The sequence below is a fragment of the Streptomyces saintjeani genome, from assembly GCF_055409605.1.
On sequence record NZ_CP189624.1, the window covers coordinates 5,822,388 to 5,838,351 of the forward strand.

At 69.3% G+C, this 15,964-nt stretch carries 18 protein-coding genes and 1 pseudogene; 8 read left to right on the plus strand and 11 right to left on the minus strand.

Annotated features, from left to right (window positions below; translation table 11 throughout):
* The first annotated feature begins 79 nt into the window (after positions 1-79).
* Positions 80-2,485, plus strand: coding sequence for an MMPL family transporter (locus ACQCO7_RS26620; RefSeq protein WP_464077294.1), 2,406 nt, complete (start codon positions 80-82; stop codon positions 2,483-2,485).
* Here ACQCO7_RS26620 and ACQCO7_RS26625 read toward each other — a convergent pair.
* From ACQCO7_RS26625 to ACQCO7_RS26645, 5 genes are all read right to left on the minus strand, one after another.
* The gene (locus tag ACQCO7_RS26625; RefSeq protein ID WP_464074167.1) at positions 2,482-3,093 is read right to left on the minus strand and encodes a Uma2 family endonuclease; all 612 of its coding nucleotides are present in this window, start codon (positions 3,091-3,093) and stop codon (positions 2,482-2,484) included. The two genes, ACQCO7_RS26620 and ACQCO7_RS26625, sit on opposite strands and share 4 nt — an antisense overlap.
* A gap of 88 nt (positions 3,094-3,181) precedes the next feature.
* On the minus strand, positions 3,182-3,919 hold the full coding sequence (locus ACQCO7_RS26630) for a TetR/AcrR family transcriptional regulator (RefSeq protein WP_464074168.1): 738 nt from the start codon (positions 3,917-3,919) through the stop codon (positions 3,182-3,184).
* A 10-nt stretch (positions 3,920-3,929) separates the two neighbouring features.
* Entirely contained in the window at positions 3,930-4,484 is a 555-nt protein-coding gene (locus tag ACQCO7_RS26635; protein ID WP_464074169.1) for a thiol-disulfide oxidoreductase DCC family protein, read from the minus strand.
* Positions 4,481-4,894: a hypothetical protein gene (locus ACQCO7_RS26640; RefSeq protein WP_464074170.1), complete on the minus strand. Its 414-nt coding sequence runs from the start codon at positions 4,892-4,894 to the stop codon at positions 4,481-4,483. The genes ACQCO7_RS26635 and ACQCO7_RS26640 overlap by 4 nt, the downstream gene beginning before the upstream one ends.
* 127 nt (positions 4,895-5,021) lie before the next feature.
* The gene (locus tag ACQCO7_RS26645) at positions 5,022-5,429 is read right to left on the minus strand and encodes a VOC family protein (protein ID WP_464074171.1); all 408 of its coding nucleotides are present in this window, start codon (positions 5,427-5,429) and stop codon (positions 5,022-5,024) included.
* Between the two features lie 68 nt (positions 5,430-5,497).
* On the opposite strand from ACQCO7_RS26645, the gene ACQCO7_RS26650 reads away from it, so the two are divergent.
* The 4 genes from ACQCO7_RS26650 to ACQCO7_RS26665 all read left to right on the plus strand — a co-directional run bounded on the left by ACQCO7_RS26650 (position 5,498) and on the right by ACQCO7_RS26665 (position 7,572).
* Positions 5,498-5,719 carry a hypothetical protein gene (locus tag ACQCO7_RS26650; RefSeq protein WP_464074172.1) on the plus strand — a complete coding sequence of 74 codons (222 nt, stop codon included), beginning with the start codon at positions 5,498-5,500 and terminating at the stop codon, positions 5,717-5,719.
* 133 nt (positions 5,720-5,852) lie between these two features.
* Positions 5,853-6,383, plus strand: coding sequence for a TM2 domain-containing protein (locus tag ACQCO7_RS26655; protein WP_464074173.1), 531 nt, complete (start codon positions 5,853-5,855; stop codon positions 6,381-6,383).
* Positions 6,384-6,720: 337 nt separating this feature from the next.
* Entirely contained in the window at positions 6,721-7,068 is a 348-nt protein-coding gene (locus ACQCO7_RS26660) for a DUF2752 domain-containing protein (protein ID WP_464074174.1), read from the plus strand.
* 234 nt (positions 7,069-7,302) lie between these two features.
* Positions 7,303-7,572 (plus strand): TM2 domain-containing protein, encoded by a 270-nt coding sequence (locus ACQCO7_RS26665; RefSeq protein ID WP_464074175.1) that lies wholly within the window; start codon positions 7,303-7,305, stop codon positions 7,570-7,572.
* Positions 7,573-7,645: 73 nt separating this feature from the next.
* Here ACQCO7_RS26665 and ACQCO7_RS26670 read toward each other — a convergent pair whose 3' ends face one another.
* From ACQCO7_RS26670 to ACQCO7_RS26695, 6 genes and pseudogenes are all read right to left on the minus strand, one after another.
* Entirely contained in the window at positions 7,646-8,353 is a 708-nt protein-coding gene (locus tag ACQCO7_RS26670) for a hypothetical protein (protein WP_464074176.1), read from the minus strand.
* Positions 8,354-8,489: 136 nt separating this feature from the next.
* Positions 8,490-9,254 (minus strand): succinate dehydrogenase iron-sulfur subunit, encoded by a 765-nt coding sequence (locus ACQCO7_RS26675; RefSeq protein WP_464074177.1) that lies wholly within the window; start codon positions 9,252-9,254, stop codon positions 8,490-8,492.
* Positions 9,254-11,008 (minus strand): succinate dehydrogenase flavoprotein subunit, encoded by a 1,755-nt coding sequence (gene sdhA / locus ACQCO7_RS26680; RefSeq protein WP_464074178.1) that lies wholly within the window; start codon positions 11,006-11,008, stop codon positions 9,254-9,256. The genes ACQCO7_RS26675 and sdhA overlap by 1 nt, the downstream gene beginning before the upstream one ends.
* A 19-nt stretch (positions 11,009-11,027) precedes the next feature.
* Positions 11,028-11,510, minus strand: coding sequence for a succinate dehydrogenase hydrophobic membrane anchor subunit (locus ACQCO7_RS26685; RefSeq protein ID WP_055721466.1), 483 nt, complete (start codon positions 11,508-11,510; stop codon positions 11,028-11,030).
* Positions 11,511-11,515: 5 nt separating this feature from the next.
* Complete coding sequence (sdhC, locus tag ACQCO7_RS26690) at positions 11,516-11,896, minus strand: succinate dehydrogenase, cytochrome b556 subunit (protein ID WP_010351863.1); 381 nt, start codon at positions 11,894-11,896, stop codon at positions 11,516-11,518.
* Positions 11,897-12,084: 188 nt separating this feature from the next.
* A pseudogene (locus ACQCO7_RS26695) lies at positions 12,085-12,643 on the minus strand (2-oxo-4-hydroxy-4-carboxy-5-ureidoimidazoline decarboxylase).
* Between the two features lie 136 nt (positions 12,644-12,779).
* Here ACQCO7_RS26695 and ACQCO7_RS26700 point away from each other — a divergent pair.
* The 3 genes from ACQCO7_RS26700 to ACQCO7_RS26710 all read left to right on the plus strand — a co-directional run bounded on the left by ACQCO7_RS26700 (position 12,780) and on the right by ACQCO7_RS26710 (position 15,954).
* On the plus strand, positions 12,780-14,402 hold the full coding sequence (locus ACQCO7_RS26700; protein WP_464074179.1) for a beta-N-acetylhexosaminidase: 1,623 nt from the start codon (positions 12,780-12,782) through the stop codon (positions 14,400-14,402).
* Positions 14,403-14,473: 71 nt separating this feature from the next.
* Positions 14,474-15,136, plus strand: coding sequence for a DUF4328 domain-containing protein (locus ACQCO7_RS26705; RefSeq protein ID WP_464074180.1), 663 nt, complete (start codon positions 14,474-14,476; stop codon positions 15,134-15,136).
* Positions 15,137-15,399: 263 nt separating this feature from the next.
* Positions 15,400-15,954, plus strand: coding sequence for a hypothetical protein (locus ACQCO7_RS26710; RefSeq protein WP_464074181.1), 555 nt, complete (start codon positions 15,400-15,402; stop codon positions 15,952-15,954).
* Positions 15,955-15,964 lie beyond the last annotated feature (10 nt).

Sequence of the window (15,964 nt, forward strand, 5' to 3'; positions counted from 1 at the left end):
TCCTGCCGATGCTGTCCTCCAGGACCTGGGGGACCAACCGAACTGACCGGATACGAAGAGGAGTTGAAGCGTGGCGGCATTGGCACGCTGGTGCTACCGGCACCGGCTGGTGGTCCTGTTGCTGTGGGTGGGGGCACTGTTCGGCATGGGGTTCGCGGCGTCGGCCGCCGGAACCAACTACGCGAACGTCTTCTCGCTACCGGACACGGACTCCAAGAAGGCGTACGACCTGATGGAGAAGGCGTTCCCCGCACGCGCGGGCGACACCGACACCATCGTGTGGAAGACCGACAGCGGCAGCGTCCGCGACGACGCCGTACGGCAGCGGATCGAACCCGCGCTGAAGGAGATCGCGGGGCTGGACGGCGTCGGGGACGTCGCCGGGCCGTACGCGGGCGCGGGCGGGGCGGCGCAGATCAGCCGCGACGGGAAGATCGCCTACGCGCAGGTGACGTTCACCAAGCAGGCCAACGAGGTGCCCAAGGAACTCATCGAGAAGGTCGTGGACGCCGCCCAGAAGGCCGAACAGGGCGGCCTGAGGGTCGAGCTGGGGGGCCAGGCGATCCAGCGCGTCCAGGAGCCGCCCACGGGCCTCGCCGAGATGGTCGGGCTCGCCGCCGCGGCGATCGTCCTGTTCCTCGCGTTCGGCTCGTTCTTCGCGATGCTCCTGCCGATCGCCATCGCCGTCTTCGGCGTCGGCATGGGCCTGTTCGGCACGCAGCTCCTCAGCCACACCACCGACATCCCCGACCTGGCGCCCCTGCTGGCCTCCCTGATCGGCCTCGGCGTCGGCATCGACTACGCCCTGTTCATCGTCACCCGGCACCGCAAGGGCGTCCTGCGCGGCCTCGACCCCGAGGAGTCGGCGGTCACCGCCCTCAACACCTCCGGGCGCGCCGTCCTGTTCGCGGGCGGCACCGTCTGCATCGCCCTCGCCGGGATGCTCGTCACCAACCTGCGCTTCCTCGACGGCGTCGTCATCGGTACGTCCCTGACGGTCGTCCTCAGCGTCCTCGCCGCGACGACCCTGCTGCCCGCGCTCCTCGGGTTCCTCGGGCAGCGGGTGCTGAGCCGTAAGCAGCGGCGCCGGCTCGCCGCCTCCGGGCCCGAGCCGGAGGCGACGAGCGGGCCCGCCGTGCGCTGGTCCACGCAGGTCCAGCGGCGGCCCCGGTCCATCGCGGCCCTCGCCCTCGCCGTCATGGTCGTCCTCGCGCTGCCGGTGCTGTCGCTGCGGCTCGGCGCGACCGACCAGGGCAACGACGACACGACCACGACGACCCGCCAGGCGTACGACCTCCTCGCGGAGGGCTTCGGGCCCGGCTTCAACGGGCCTCTCCAGGTCGTCGCCGACGGCGGGGACACGGCCGCGCTCGTGCGGGGCATCGAGGCGACCGAGGGCGTCGCGCGGGTCGCCGCGCTGCCGCCGGCCGCCGGTGTCACCGTCGTCCAGGTCGTGCCCACCACCTCTCCGCAGTCCCGGGAGACCGACGACCTCATCGACACCCTGCGCGATCGCGTCATCCCGCAGGCGGGCGCGCAGGCGCACGTCGGGGGTGTCACGGCCGTCTCCAAGGACTTCGCGACCGTCACCGGCGACCGGCTGCCGCTGTTCGTCGCGACGATCATCGGGCTCGGGTTCCTGCTGCTCCTGGTGGCGTTCAGATCGCTCGTCGTGCCGCTGACGGCGGCCGTCATGAACCTCATCGCCGCGGCGGCCTCGTTCGGCGTCCTGGTGGCGGTCTTCCAGTGGGGCTGGGGCCTCGAACTGCTCGGCCTCGGCAAGGAGGGGCCCATCAACGCCTTCCTGCCGGTCATCATGCTGTCCCTGCTCTTCGGGCTCTCCATGGACTACCAGGTCTTCCTCGTCAGCCGTATGCACGAGGAGTGGGTCCACACCCGCGACAACGCGCGCGCGGTACGCGTCGGCCTCGCGGAGACGTCCCGCGTCATCAACTCCGCCGCGCTCATCATGGTGTGCGTGTTCCTCGCGTTCGTCCTGAGCGGGGACTCCGGGGCGGCGATGGCGGGCGTCGGGCTCGCGGTCGCGGTCGCCCTGGACGCGTTCATCCTGCGCACGGCACTTGTCCCTGCGGCGATGCACCTCTTGGGTACGTCGAACTGGTGGCTTCCGGCGTGGCTGGAGAAGCGGCTGCCGCACCTGGCGGTGGAGCCCCAGGAAGAGGCGCCGCCCGTCGCTTCCGACGGCCCCGCCTCCGCCGTCCACGGCTTCGTCCGCGACCCGGAGGGAGCCCCCGTCGCCGACGCCGCGGTCACCCTCCTCTCCTCAGGAGGAGGCCGCCAGCTCGACCACGTGGTCACCCTCGCGGACGGCTCCTACATCCTGTCGGTCCCGGCACCGGGCACGTACCTCCTGGCGGTCACCGCACCCGCGTACGGCTCGTCCGCACGGCACGTGAACGTGGGGGAGGGGCCGGTGGTGCAGGACGTGGAGCTGCGGGAGGGGGAGGTGGACGCGGTCAGTTAGCCCTTGGGCTGCCCGTACTTGATGATCTGGGCCACGTCGAGAGTCACTTCGGCGCCGATCGAGTCGGGCAGCGTGACCGTCTCGCCGGGGGCGTGTACGCGATGGCTGCCGTACTCGTCCCCGGAGGGCTCGGTCAGGACGTGAAGCCGCTGGTGCTTGCGGTCGACGACGACGTACACGGGCACCTTGGCCTCGGCGTAGACGCGGACCTTGGTCTTGAGGTCGTCCCTCCAGTTTCCGGAGGTGACCTCCAGGACGAGGCGGAAGCAGACCGGGTCGTACGCGTTCTTCTCGATGAGGTGGTCGTCGATGTCGGCGTCCACGATCACCAGATCCGGGATGACGTAGTCCTCGGCGGCGCTGGGCAGCCACAGACCCATGCCCTGGTGAACCTCCGAGTCACCGTCGTCCAGTCCGGCCGCGATGAACGGACGCATCAGCTTGGTCAGCGTGCGTGAGTGACCAGAGTCCGGTGAAGGGGTCACGAGGAGATGGCCTCCAACGATCTCGACGCGATAGCCCGGATGACTTTCCATGATCTCGTCGGCAATGACCGCGAGGGAGAACGGCTCGTCGTCGAAAGGCTGCTCGACGGATGCTGCGGACATCACGTGCCTCCCATGGGCTGGTGTCGAGGGCATCATCGTAGACAGGCGACGCCCCTGATGTCCGAATGAGTCGCTTGATCAAAAGTGATCATTTTTCCCTCTTCTTCGTTCCCGGGTCCGGCAGCATCCTCGTCATCCCCGGTAGGAAGTCCGTGAACAGTTCGTGCACCTCGCGCACCAGCGGGCGCAGGACGCGGAAGCGGGACAGGGCCACTCCGCGTGCGGTGAGGCGGGCGCCTCTTTCCGCCAGGCGGTAGCTGCGTTCTCTGCCCGGGGTGCGGTCGAAGATCCAGTAGAGGACCAGGCCCATCTGGGAGAGCCACATCAGCTCGGGGAGGACGTCCTTCAGGTCGTCCGCGACCTTGGTTTTTGTGGCGCCCCGCAGGATTTCCCGGTGGACCGAGATCGCCTCCTCGCGCGCGTGCTCCGACTCCGGGGAGAAAGGGCTCAAGGGGCTGTCGGGATCCGCCGCGTTCTTGAAGAACTGGACCGCGAACTCGTGGTACGGCGTCGCCAGGTCGAGCCACAGGCGCAGGACCCCGGCGAGGCGGGCCTCGAAGTCGGTCTCGCGGGCGAGGAGGGGGCGGACGGCGGCGCGGTGCTCGGCGGCGAGGCGGTCGTAGAACCCCTGGATGAGATGTTCCTTGCCGGCGAAGTAGTAGTACGCGTTGCCGACGGAGACCCCCGCCTCCTGGGCGATGGCCCGCATGGTCGTCTTGTCGTACCCGCGCTCCTGGAAGAGCCGCATGGCGGTCTCCAGGATGAGCGCACGGGTCTGCTCGGACTTGCTGGGAGCTGCGGCGGGACTGTCGTTGTTCGCGGACACGGTCGCGAGCCTAACCAGTGCCGCAGGAGTCGCCGTCACAGACATACATCCAGCCCAGGGTGGGGCGGTACACCCACCCGTCGACACCGTCGTACGCTCCGCCGCCCCATTCCTCGCCCCATTCCTCGCCCCGCTCGTACGCCGGGTCCCTCCACCCCCGCTCCCGCAGCCGCGCGGCGACCAGCACTGCCTTGCGGGCCAGCCGCCGCCCTGACGGCGTGCTCAGCCGGTGCGCGAGCGGCCGGTGCCCCCGCAGCGCCCACAGGACGACGACCCAGGCATCGGCGCCCCGGTAGAGCTGGCCGCTGTCGCCGACGACGGTGATCTCGGTGAGCGTGAGCCCGTGGTCGAGGCCGGGGAAGAGGGCGCGGGCGGCGTCGGAGGCGGCCGGTACGAGGTCCAGCGGGACGAGTTTGGGCTGGCGGGCCAGCCAGCCGCTGAGCGCGCGGCACAGGCCGCACCCCGCGTCGTACAGGACGGTCAGCCGGCGGACCGGGACGCGCGCGGCGTCCCGGTCGGCGGCGGTCTCGTGACCGGCTGCGGTCACGTCGGGCTCGCCGGTCACGCCTGGGCCGGCTTCGTCGGCGCGACCCACGCGCGCGGGGCGACCGGCGGCACGTCCTCGCGCTCCAGCATGCTCCGGCGCCGTATGCGGCTCAGGACGTACACGTTGCCCAGGTGCATCGCGCCGAGGACCAGCAGGACCACGCCGAGCTTCGTCGACAGGGCCTCGAAGATCTCGCGGGTGTTCGACAGGGACTCGTCGCCGCTCAGGTAGAGGGCGACGAAGCCCAGGTTCACCAGGTAGAAGCCGACCACCAGGAGGTGGTTCACCGCGTCGGCGAGCTTCTCGTCGCCGCGCAGGACGTCCGCGAGGAAGATGCGGCCGTTGCGGCTGAGGGTCCGGGCGACCCAGACGGTCAGCGCGATGCTGACGGCCAGGTAGACGACGTAGGCGATGACCGTGCGGTCCATGTCCCCACCACTTTCTTGAACACGTTCAAAATGCTGTCACGGATGACTGTAGACCTGTTTTTGAACGTGTTCAACATGGGGGGTGACTCGGGATCTCAGTGGCTCGGGATCTCGGTGACTCGGGGTTTCAGCGCCTCGCCAGCTCCGGGCGCTTCGTGTAGTCCGTGAAGCCGACGACGTTGCCCCAGGGGTCGGCGATCTCCACCGTCCAGCCCGTCGCGACGGACGCCGGTTTGTCGATCGCGGCGACTCCCGCCGCCGTCAGCCTGCGCGCCACCGCCCGCGCGTCCGGGACCTCCATCCATACGCGCGCGCAGCCCCACGGCGGGGGGCGGTGGGCCAGCGCCTCCTCCTCCCGCAGCAGGATGCCCGGCGTCTCCCGGCCCACCTTCAGTGACGCGATCCCGCCCTCGTCGAAGCGGAATCCCACCGCGAACCCGGCGCGCTCGTAGAACCCCACCGCCTCGGCGAGGTTCCCGACCGGCAGCAGCACGTTGTCGAACCCGAGCAGCTCGTACGACTCGTCATCAGACATAACGTCACAATAGGTGTATTGCTGGCTGGATCGGGTGATTGTCAGTGGTGGCTCGTAGGGTCGAACGTATGCGCACACCTCGCTCGCACTCGGACCGCATCGCCCACCGTGCCGCCGTCGGCGCGGTGGAGGGGGCGGTGACGCATCGGGGCGTGTGGGGCGGCGTCGGTGCTGGGGTAAGTGCCGGGTTCGGGAGGGGTGGGGCTGTGGTGTGGCGGGGTGCGGGTGGGTTGTGGCTGGTCGCGCAGTTCCCCGCGCCCCTGAAGGACGGGGTGCTGCTGAGTGGTTGAGTGCGGGTGCGTTGTGGAGCCGGGGGTGAGGGGGCGGTCTCCCCGTACCGCCGTCACACATCCATGTGCTCCGGCACAGAGAAGTCGGGCAAGATGGCGGCATCCGATTGTCAGACCTTGGGGGAGTACCACCGTGACGGAACAGCCGAAGCAGCCCTACGAGCCGCCGGGGTACGGGTACCCGAACAACAACCCCTACAGCCAGCCGCCGCAGCAGCCGGGGTACGGGTACCAGCAGCCGCCGCAGGGCCAGGGTTACCCGCCGCCCCCTCAGGGGCAGCCGGGGCAGGGCTATCCCCCTCCGCAGGGGCAGCCGGGACCGGGTTACCCCCCGCCCCCGCAGGGCTACGGGTACCCCGGGGGCCAGATGCCGCCCGGCGCCGGTTACCAGCCGCCCGGCACCTACACCGGTGACCCGTACGCCCCTTACGGCTACGACGCCTACGGTCGCCCCTACTCCGACAAGTCGAAGATCGTCGCGGGGATCCTCCAGCTCTTCCTGGGCACCCTCGGCGTCGGCCGGTTCTACATCGGACACGTCGGCCTCGGCCTCGCCCAGCTCTTCACCTGCGGCGGCTTCGGCATCTGGGCCCTGATCGACGGCATCATCCTGCTGACCAGCGACAGCACGACGGACGGGCAGGGCCGGGTCCTCCGTGGCTGAAACGCCGCCCGCGCCGACCGGGGAGGCACCCACGCCGACCGGGAAGGCACGCGCGTCGTCCGAACGACCGGGGGAGGGACCCGGGCCGGCTGAGGAGACACCCGCACTGCCGGGGCCGCCGCCCACACGGACCGGGGCTGCGTCCGGGCCGCCCGGGAAAGGGTCCGAGTCGTCGGGACCGGCGTCCACGCTGAAACCCTCGGCGCCGGGACCGGCGTACACATCGACGCCCGCCTCCTGCGGACCGGCGTCCACGTCCAAGCCCGTCACCCCCGGACCGGCGCACACCGTCAAGCCCGCCCCCCTCCTCCGGCACCCGGCGGCAGCCCCCCTCGCGGTGCTCGTCGCCGGGGGCGCCGGGGCGGCTTATCTGTACGGGACCGATCCCCACCAACCGGGCCACCTTCTCCCCCAGTGCCCCTTCCGGTTCGTCACCGGGCTGCTCTGTCCCGCCTGTGGTGGCACCCGCATGGTGTACGACCTGATGCACGGCCGTCTCGACGCGGCGTGGCTCGATAATCGGGTGCTTCTGCTCGCCTCCCCGTTCGCGCTCGCGTTGCTGGGGCGCTGGATGTGGGAGGGGGTCGGGCGGGGGCGCCGGTGGAGACCTCAAGTGGGCGGGCGTGCGCAGGTGTTGATTCTTGGGGTTGCCGTTGTCTGGGCCGTTGTCCGGAACCTTCACTGACGCGACGCACGGTGGTGTGTACGGGTTGAGCGAGACGTCTGAAGTGGCCGGAACCAGCCGTAAGTTGGCGCGAGCTTTGTCACGGTAAGGGAACGATAGTTCGACGGAGCTGCCGTACGGCGCTCGCCCCTGCCTACGCTCAGCGCTCACACGGGGGGACGGCCGAGGCATGGGCTGACGTGCGCGCTCCCCGGTTCTCGCATCCCGAGCAGTCCCGTCAGGAGAGCAGTTCCTATGACCGTCCCCGTCCCCAACGCCGAAGCCCCCTACGGCTACGACCCGCAGGGCCGCCCGTACTCCGACAAGTCGAAGCTCGTCGCCGGCCTCCTCCAGATCTTCCTGGGCACCCTCGGCATCGGCCGCTTCTACGTCGGCAACGTCGGCATCGGCCTCGCCCAGCTCCTGACCTGCGGCGGCTTCGGCCTCTGGGCGCTGATCGACGGGATCATCTTCCTCGTCAGCAACGACCGCACGGACAAGCAGGGCCGCGTCCTGCGAGGCTGACCCCCCCCCGCGGGGTCCCGGGTCCGCCCCTGATCTTCTCCCAGGGGCGGACCCCTCCACGGGGTCTACGGACTCAGCAGCCGGCGCGCCGGGGACCCACCGCGATGTCGGCCATCCGCACGTCGTACGACGAGGGGTTCGGGTTCGCCTGGTACAGCTGCCACCCGAGCTTCAGCTTGTCGAACGTCGGGAACACGAAGTCGTCGGCGGTCCCGCCGTGGTTCTTCGTCGACACGGTCAGGTCGGGGTTCTCGACCCCGTCGAAGTACACCGTGACCTTGTTGTCGGATGCGTCCAGATGGAACTCCAGGCACTGCCAGACGCCCGCGGCGGCCGGCGCCGAGGTCCGCCAGTTCGTCCAGTCGCCGGTCACGCCCAGGTCCGAGCCTACGCCGTAGAAGTTGCCCTTGTCGGTGGGCGCGTACTGCCCGCCCAACGGCCGTACCAGCGTGGGCGAATCGCTCCCGGACGCCTCCGCGAGCGTCCAGTGCGCCCAGTCGGGCGAGAGCGGAACGGCCCCCAGCTTCACCCGCGCGCGGGCCCAGAGACTGTTCCCCGGAAGGGACTTGAGCGGCAGGACGACGAACGCCTTGCCGTTGCCCTCGGTGTGGAAGAGAAGTTCCTTGCCGGGACGCCCACTTGTACTGGGCACCACCGTGATCGTGCTGCCGGCGGACGTCTCCGTCGTCCACGCGGGGGAGGCCGAGGCAGTGGGGGGTATCGCGAAGAGCACGGCCGCGAGGGCCAGTGAGGCCGTCGCCGCTTTTCTCAGGATTGCCATGCGCCAGAGTCTGACTTGAACTCTCAAGCAGATCAAGGCGGGTTGAGGCATCAAGCCAAAGCGTCAGGCCAACGCGCAGGGCCCCGCTCCCCGGTGCAGACCGGAAGAACGGGGCCCAGTACGACGTACCCAGAACCTAGAAGCGGCGCGTGATCAGCGCTCGCTTCACCTCCTGGATCGCCTTTGTGACCTCGATGCCGCGCGGGCAGGCGTCCGTGCAGTTGAAGGTTGTGCGGCAACGCCACACGCCGTCACGGTCGTTGAGGATTTCGAGGCGCTGCTCGCCGGCCTCGTCGCGCGAGTCGAAGATGAAGCGGTGCGCGTTGACGATCGCCGCCGGGCCGAAGTACTGGCCGTCGTTCCAGAAGACCGGGCACGAGGACGTGCAGGCCGCGCAGAGGATGCACTTCGTCGTGTCGTCGAAGCGCTCGCGGTCCTCGGCGCTCTGGAGGCGCTCGCGGGTCGGTTCGTTCGTGTCCTTCGTGATGAGGAAGGGCATGACGTCGCGGTACGCCTGGAAGAACGGCTCCATGTCCACGACCAGGTCCTTCAGGACCGTGAGGCCCTTGATGGGCTCGATCGTGATCGGCTTGGCCGGGTTGATGTCCTTGATCAGGGTCTTGCAGGCAAGACGGTTCTTGCCGTTGATCCGCATGGCGTCCGAACCGCAGATGCCGTGCGCGCAGGAGCGGCGGAACGTCAGCGAGCCGTCCAGGTCCCACTTGATCTTGTGGAGGCCGTCGAGGACGCGCTCCTTGGGGTCGATCTCCAGCAGGAAGTCTTCCCAGGTCGCCTCCGCCGAGACCTCCGGGTTGAACCGGCGGACGCGGAACGTGACGGTGATGAGGTGGTCCGAGGCCGCGGCCTCCGCCTCCACCTTGTCCAGAACGGGAGTTGCCATCAGTACTTACGCTCCATCGGCTGGTAGCGGGTCTGCACGACCGGCTTGTAGTCGAGACGAATCGAGTCCGTGCCGTCGTCGCCGACCTCGCGGTACGCCATGGTGTGGCGCATGAAGTTGACGTCGTCGCGGTTGGGGTAGTCCTCGCGGTAGTGACCGCCGCGCGACTCCTTGCGGGCCAGCGCGGACACGGCCATCACCTCGGCCAGGTCGAGCAGGTTGCCCAGCTCGATGGCCTCCAGGAGGTCCGTGTTGAACCGGCGGCCCTTGTCCTGCACCGAGACGTTCTTGTACCGCTCGCGCAGCTCGGCGATCTTCTCGACGGCCGTCTTGATCGTCTGCTCGGTCCGGAACACCATGACGTTCGCGTCCATGGTCTCCTGGAGCTCCTTGCGCAGCACGGCGACCCGCTCGGTGCCGGTCGACGCGCGCAGGCTCTCCACCTGGTCGACGACCGACTGCGCCGGGTCCTCCGGGAGCTCGACGAAGTCGGCGCCCTGGGAGTACTCGGCCGCCGCGATGCCGGCCCGCTTGCCGAACACGTTGATGTCCAGCAGCGAGTTGGTGCCGAGGCGGTTCGCGCCGTGCACGGAGACGCAGGCGACCTCGCCGGCGGCGTACAGACCCGGAACGACCGTGGTGTTGTCGGAGAGGACCTCACCCTGGACGTTCGTCGGGATGCCGCCCATCGCGTAGTGCGCGGTGGGCTGGATCGGGATCGGGTCCGTGTACGGCTCGATACCGAGGTAGGTGCGCGCGAACTCCGTGATGTCCGGGAGCTTCGCGTCGAGCTGCTCCGGCGGGAGGTGCGTGAGGTCGAGGTAGACGTGGTCGCCCTCGGGACCGCAGCCGCGGCCCTCACGGATCTCCGTGTAGATGGAGCGCGAGACGACGTCACGGGACGCGAGGTCCTTCATGACCGGCGCGTACTTCTCCATGAAGCGCTCGCCGTCCTTGTTGCGCAGGATGCCGCCCTCACCGCGGGCGCCCTCCGTCAGCAGGATGCCCATGCGCCAGATGCCGGTCGGGTGGAACTGGAAGAACTCCATGTCCTCCAGCGGCAGCCCCCGGCGGTAGCAGGCGGCCTGCCCGTCACCGGTCAGGGTGTGCGCGTTGGACGTCACCTTGAAGAACTTGCCGGTGCCGCCGGACGCGTAGATCACGGCCTTCGCCTGGAAGACGTGGATCTCGCCGGTCGCCAGCTCGTACGCCACCACGCCGGCCGACTTCTTGACGCCGTCGACCTCGGTGAGCAGCTGGTCGAGGACGTAGAACTCGTTGAAGAACTCCACGCCCTCCTTCACGCAGTTCTGGTACAGCGTCTGGAGGATCATGTGACCGGTGCGGTCGGCCGCGTAGCAGGAGCGGCGCACCGGCGCCTCGCCGTGGTTGCGGCTGTGCCCGCCGAAGCGGCGCTGGTCGATCGTCCCGTCGGGCGTCCGGTTGAACGGCAGGCCCATCTTCTCCAGGTCGAGGACGGCGTCGATGGCCTCCTTCGCCAGGATCTCGGCGGCGTCCTGGTCGACCAGGTAGTCACCGCCCTTGACCGTGTCGAAGGTGTGCCACTCCCAGTTGTCCTCCTCCACGTTCGCCAGCGCGGCGGCCATGCCGCCCTGCGCCGCGCCCGTGTGGGAGCGGGTCGGGTAGAGCTTCGTCAGCACGGCGGTGCGGCTGCGCTTCGTCGACTCGATGGCCGCGCGCATACCGGCGCCGCCCGCGCCGACGATGACGGTGTCGTACTTGTGGATCTTCATGTTGGTCGCAGCCCCGTGCCTAGCGGATGTTCGGGTCGAAGGTGAAGATCACCAGCGTGCCCAGCAGGATGGTGAACACCGTGGCGGTGTAGAGCAGGCCCTTGAGCCACAGCCGGGTGTTCGCGCGCTCCGCGTAGTCGTTGATGACCGTACGCAGGCCGTTCGCGCCGTGCAGCATCGCCAGCCACAGCATCAGCAGGTCCCAGACCTGCCAGAACGGGGACGCCCAGCGGCCCGCGACGAACGCGAAGCCGATCTTGGAGACGCCGCCGTCCAGCACGAGCTGGATCAGCAGGTGGCCGATGACCAGCACGACCAGGACGATGCCGGACAGGCGCATGAACAGCCACGCGACCAGCTCGAAGTTGCCCCGCGTCGACTTCGGGGTCTTCTTCGTGCGCTTGCGCGGGGCCTCGATGTACGGGGCCGGGTTGTCGACGTCGTACAGCGAACCGCCCTCTACGGGGCCGATGCCGGACGCGGTGGTTTCGGTGGTGGCCATCGGTGTCAGCTCCCGAAGAGTTCGCGGGCCGCGTGGCCGAGGACGGGGTAGATCGCGCCGATCATCAGCACGACCCACAGGCCGACGACCGTCCAGAGCATCTGCTTCTGGTAGCGCGGGCCCTTCGACCAGAAGTCGACGGCGATGACGCGGAGGCCGTTGAGCGCGTGGAAGAGGATGGCGGCGACGAGGCCGTACTCAAGGCACGCGACGATCGGCGTCTTGTACGTGGCTACGACCTTGTCGTAGTCCTCGGGGGAGACACGCACGAGAGCGGTGTCGAGTACGTGGACAAACAGGAAGAAGAAGATGAGGACGCCGGTGACTCGGTGAGCCACCCAGGACCACATTCCTTCCCGGCCGCGGTACAGCGTTCCAGCCGGCACGGAAGTCCCTCCGGGAGCGGGGTTCGGGGCCTGCCGGCTTGTGCTGTCGGTCGGCCCGGCCGGGTACGGTCCACCGGCCCCCAGCATGTTAGCTACGCAGTGAGGGCGGGTTTACGGCGGGCCTACCGGTGTGATCAAACTGGCACGCGGATGGGTGAACTACGCGGCATCTGGGGTGGGGTGTGCGGTTATCTGCCGACTGCGGGATCGTTGTGGCTGGTCGCGCAGTTCCCCGCGCCCCTAGAGGGCGTGCAGCAGACGTTGCTTTGCCAGCTTGCGGAGTTCCTCCGCTGCCACTACCCGTTCGTCCTCCCGATCGTTGAGCAATCGTGATCGGATGGCTTCCAGGACCAAGTCCAGCGAGTCTTCGCAGACGACGAAGGCATGACCGAATTTCGCCTCGTACGCGGCATGTGCGGCGCTGAGGGCCATGCTGGCCGCTGCGTACGTTTCGTCAGGGAGTCGCGGCGTTTTCTCCGCCGCCAGTGCCTCTGCCAAGTCCCCCCTCGTCAAGTCGTACGCCGCCTCGTCCGCCGCTGCCAGGAGTGCTTCGACCGTGGGGTACGGGCGGTGGGTTGCCACCCTTGTTGCCCAGGTTTCGCTGTGGAGGCAGGACAGGAGGGTGGTGTGGGCCTCCGTGAGGGGCGCCTTGTTGAACGCCGGGAGGCGGGTGTGCGTAGGTGATGGTTGTTCGGGAAGGGCCGGTATGGCCACGCGGTGGGCGGGCAGCGGTGGTCCTCGTGTCACAGGGGGCTGGTGTGGCGTCACCGTATCGAGAGTGGTCGTGGTGTGTCCGACAGTTGCCCGAATTTCACTCGATCGGGAGAGTTTCGGAACGTGTGGTGGACGATGGGTGGTCGGTCGTGAGCCGTAGGTTGACGGCGTGAGCAGGCACAGGCGGGGCACGCGGCAGGGTGGCGGGCGGCGGGGAGCCCTCGTCGCCGGGGTGTTCGTGGTGACGGTCGGGCTCGGGGTGGGGGTCGGGGTGTGGGCCTCGTCCGGGTCGTCCCCGAAGGGCGGCGCCGAGGCGTCCGCACGGGCCTCCCGCGCCACGCCCAGTACCTCCCCCAGTACCCGGCCCCCCTCCTCGTACCCTCTCTCCGCCGGCCCCAGCACGATCCCCGCCGTCGCCTCCCACACCCCGGCGCGCGGCCCCGGGTGGCGGCCCGAGCCAGGCTTCCGGGTCGTCGTCGACGACTCCCGGCTCGCGGACGAAGGGCGGCTGATCGCCGGGGAGTTGGGGATGTCGTACGGGGGTGAGGCGGCCGACGGCCGGGACGGCGACGTACGGCTCGAACTCGGCGAGGACGGGCCCCCGGAGTCGTACAGCATGACCGTGAGCGGGGGGAAGGTCACCGTCAGCGGGGCGTCCGAGGCGGGCGTGTTCTACGGGACGCGGACGCTGAAGCAGGAGGTGCGCGGGAGCGGGGCGGCGCCCGAAGGGGTCGTGCGGGACCGGCCCGCCAAGCCCGTACGGGGGTTCATGCTCGACATCGCGCGCAAGAACTTCTCGGCGTCCTGGATCGAGGACCGGGTACGGGAGTTGGGCGACCTGAAGTTCAATCAGCTCGGGCTGCACTTCTCCGACGACCAGGGGTTCCGGATCGCCTCCGATTCGCACCCGGAGGTCGTGTCGAAGGTTCATCTCAGCAAATCCGAGGTGAAGTCGATCGTCTCCCTCGCGGCGTCCCGGCATATCGAGATCGTGCCGGAGATCGATTCGCCGGGGCACCTCGGGGCGGTCATCTCGGCGCACCCGGAATTGCAGCTCCGCAATGTGAACGGCGTGCCGACGAAAGGCGCCGTCGACATCTCCAAAGGCGCCTCCGCCCAGATCGTCGACGAACTCCTCCGCGAATACGCGGAGTTGTTCCCCGGCTCCGCCTGGCATCTCGGCGGCGACGAGTACCAGGCGCTGACCGTGCCCAACCCCGGCGCCCTCTATCCTCAGCTCGCCGCCGCCGCGCGGAACGAGTACGGCGCCGGCGCGGGCGTCGCCGATCTCGCCACCGCGTGGCTCAACGACCGTGCGAAGGCGGTCGCCGGGCGGACCGTGCGGGCCTGGAACGACGGGTTCTACCGGGGGACGTCCGTCGAGGCCGCCGACGGGATCCAGGTCGCGTACTGGACCGGGAAGGAGCTGGGGGCGCGGAAACCGGTCGAGTACCTCTCCGCCGGGCGGAAGGTCGTCAATTACAACGACGAGTTCCTCTACTACGTGCTCGGGGAGCCGAACACCTTCGTCTATCCGACGGGGCAGCGGATCTACGAGCAGTGGAATCCCCGGGTGCTGCGGGGGGCCGTCGCGGTTCCCTCGTCCTACGACGCGCAGATTCTCGGCGGGGTTTTCGCCGTGTGGTGCGATCTGTCCCAGTCGCAGACGCAGGCTCAGGTCGCGGCGGGGATTCGGATGCCGTTGCGGGCGGTCTCGCAGAAACTGTGGGACTCCCGTACGCCTTCCTTGTCGTGGGCGGGGTTCCGGGAGTTGGCGGGGCGGGTGAGCTGAGGGAATCCTGTGCGAGAATGCGCGTTCCGGGTCTGGGGAGGCCCGGAATTCTCATGACTCGGGGGGATTTCATGTCTGTTGCGTGGTTGCGTTCGCCGGTGGGGCTGGCGAGAGCTACGGCCGTGCTGTTGGGGGCTGTCGTCGTCGGGCAGTTGTTCGCGGTGTGGGTGGGGAGCGTGGAGTACGGCGTCTACGACGACCTCGCGGCCGGGGTCGACGTCGTCGAACGGGCTCGGGACGCGGACCGGTTGTCGAACCTGTCGGCGGTGGTCCAGACGCCCGTGTTGATGGCCACCGTCGTCGTCTACCTCTGCTGGTTCTGGCGGGTGCGGGTGAACGGGGAGGTCTTCGAGCCGGGCGGGCACGCGAAGGGGCGGGGGTGGGCCATCGGCGGCTGGTTCGTGCCGGTCGTCAACTTCTGGTTCCCCCGGCGCGTGATGGTCGACGTCTGGAAGGCGAGCGCGCCACTCGGGCGGACGGTGTCCCATGGGCTCGTCAATGCCTGGTGGGCGGCGTGGGTGCTGTGGATTCTCGCCGGTCGGGTGATGAGCGCGAAGTACCGGTACGTGGAAACCGCCGTCGAATACCGGCAGTTCACCGGGATGACCATGGCCACGGACGCGGTGGAGGCGGTGGCGGCGGTGCTGGCGATCCTGGTCGTGCTGCGGGTCACCCGGATGCAGAACGAGAAGGCGATGGCGGGGGCTCAGGGGGCCGCGTTGCCGGTGGGGTGACGCCGGTGTCGCTCGGGGGTCTGTGAAGCAGTCGTCAACGGCGGTCGTCAACTGTGGGCGTCAGCTGTGGGCATCGACCAGGCATATGCCTCACCCCGCCTCTTTCCGCTTCCCGGCGGGTTTCTCCCCTCTCTCGGCCACTTCTGGCCGGAAATCTCCGTTCCGTTTGCCCTGGCGTATCGGGTGGTGGCCCTGTGAGACTGGGGCGCCACAGGGAAACAGGGGCTTCGTACGGGGGTGGGGCCCAGGGGAGGGAGAAGTCGATGAACCTGGTCGAACTGTTGGCGGGGGCCGACGAACTGACGCTCGCCGCGAGCGGGTTGGCTTGTTTGGATCGGTGCGTGTCTCTGCTGGGAGGCGACGACGAGGTCCTGAGACCCCTGTGGGGAAACCTCGCACCCGGCGGCGACCCCGCCGCCTGGCCGGCCCTGCTCCAGCAGATCCAGTCGAAGCTGGACGGCTCCGCCGAGTCCGAGGACGACGCCGTACTCCTCACCCGCGCGATGCTCGACGGCACACCCGCCGAACGCACGGGGCAGGCGCTCCGCGACTGGGCCGACACCTGCTCCCTCGCGGCCCTGCGCATCCACCTCCTCCTCGACCCCGCCGGCACCGACACCGACATCCCCCGCGACGGCCGCACCGAGGGCCTGCCGCCGCTGGTCGTCGCGGAACTCCGGCGCCAGGTGACGGTGTTGGAGGTGGTCGCGGGGCATGGGGGTGCGGGGTTGCGGCGGGCGGTGGATGTGTCCACGGAGGGGCGGCGGGTGGTGCGGGCGGTGGTTTCTCGGCGGGGGCGGGTGGTGGAGGCGTTGTGAGGGGCGGTGG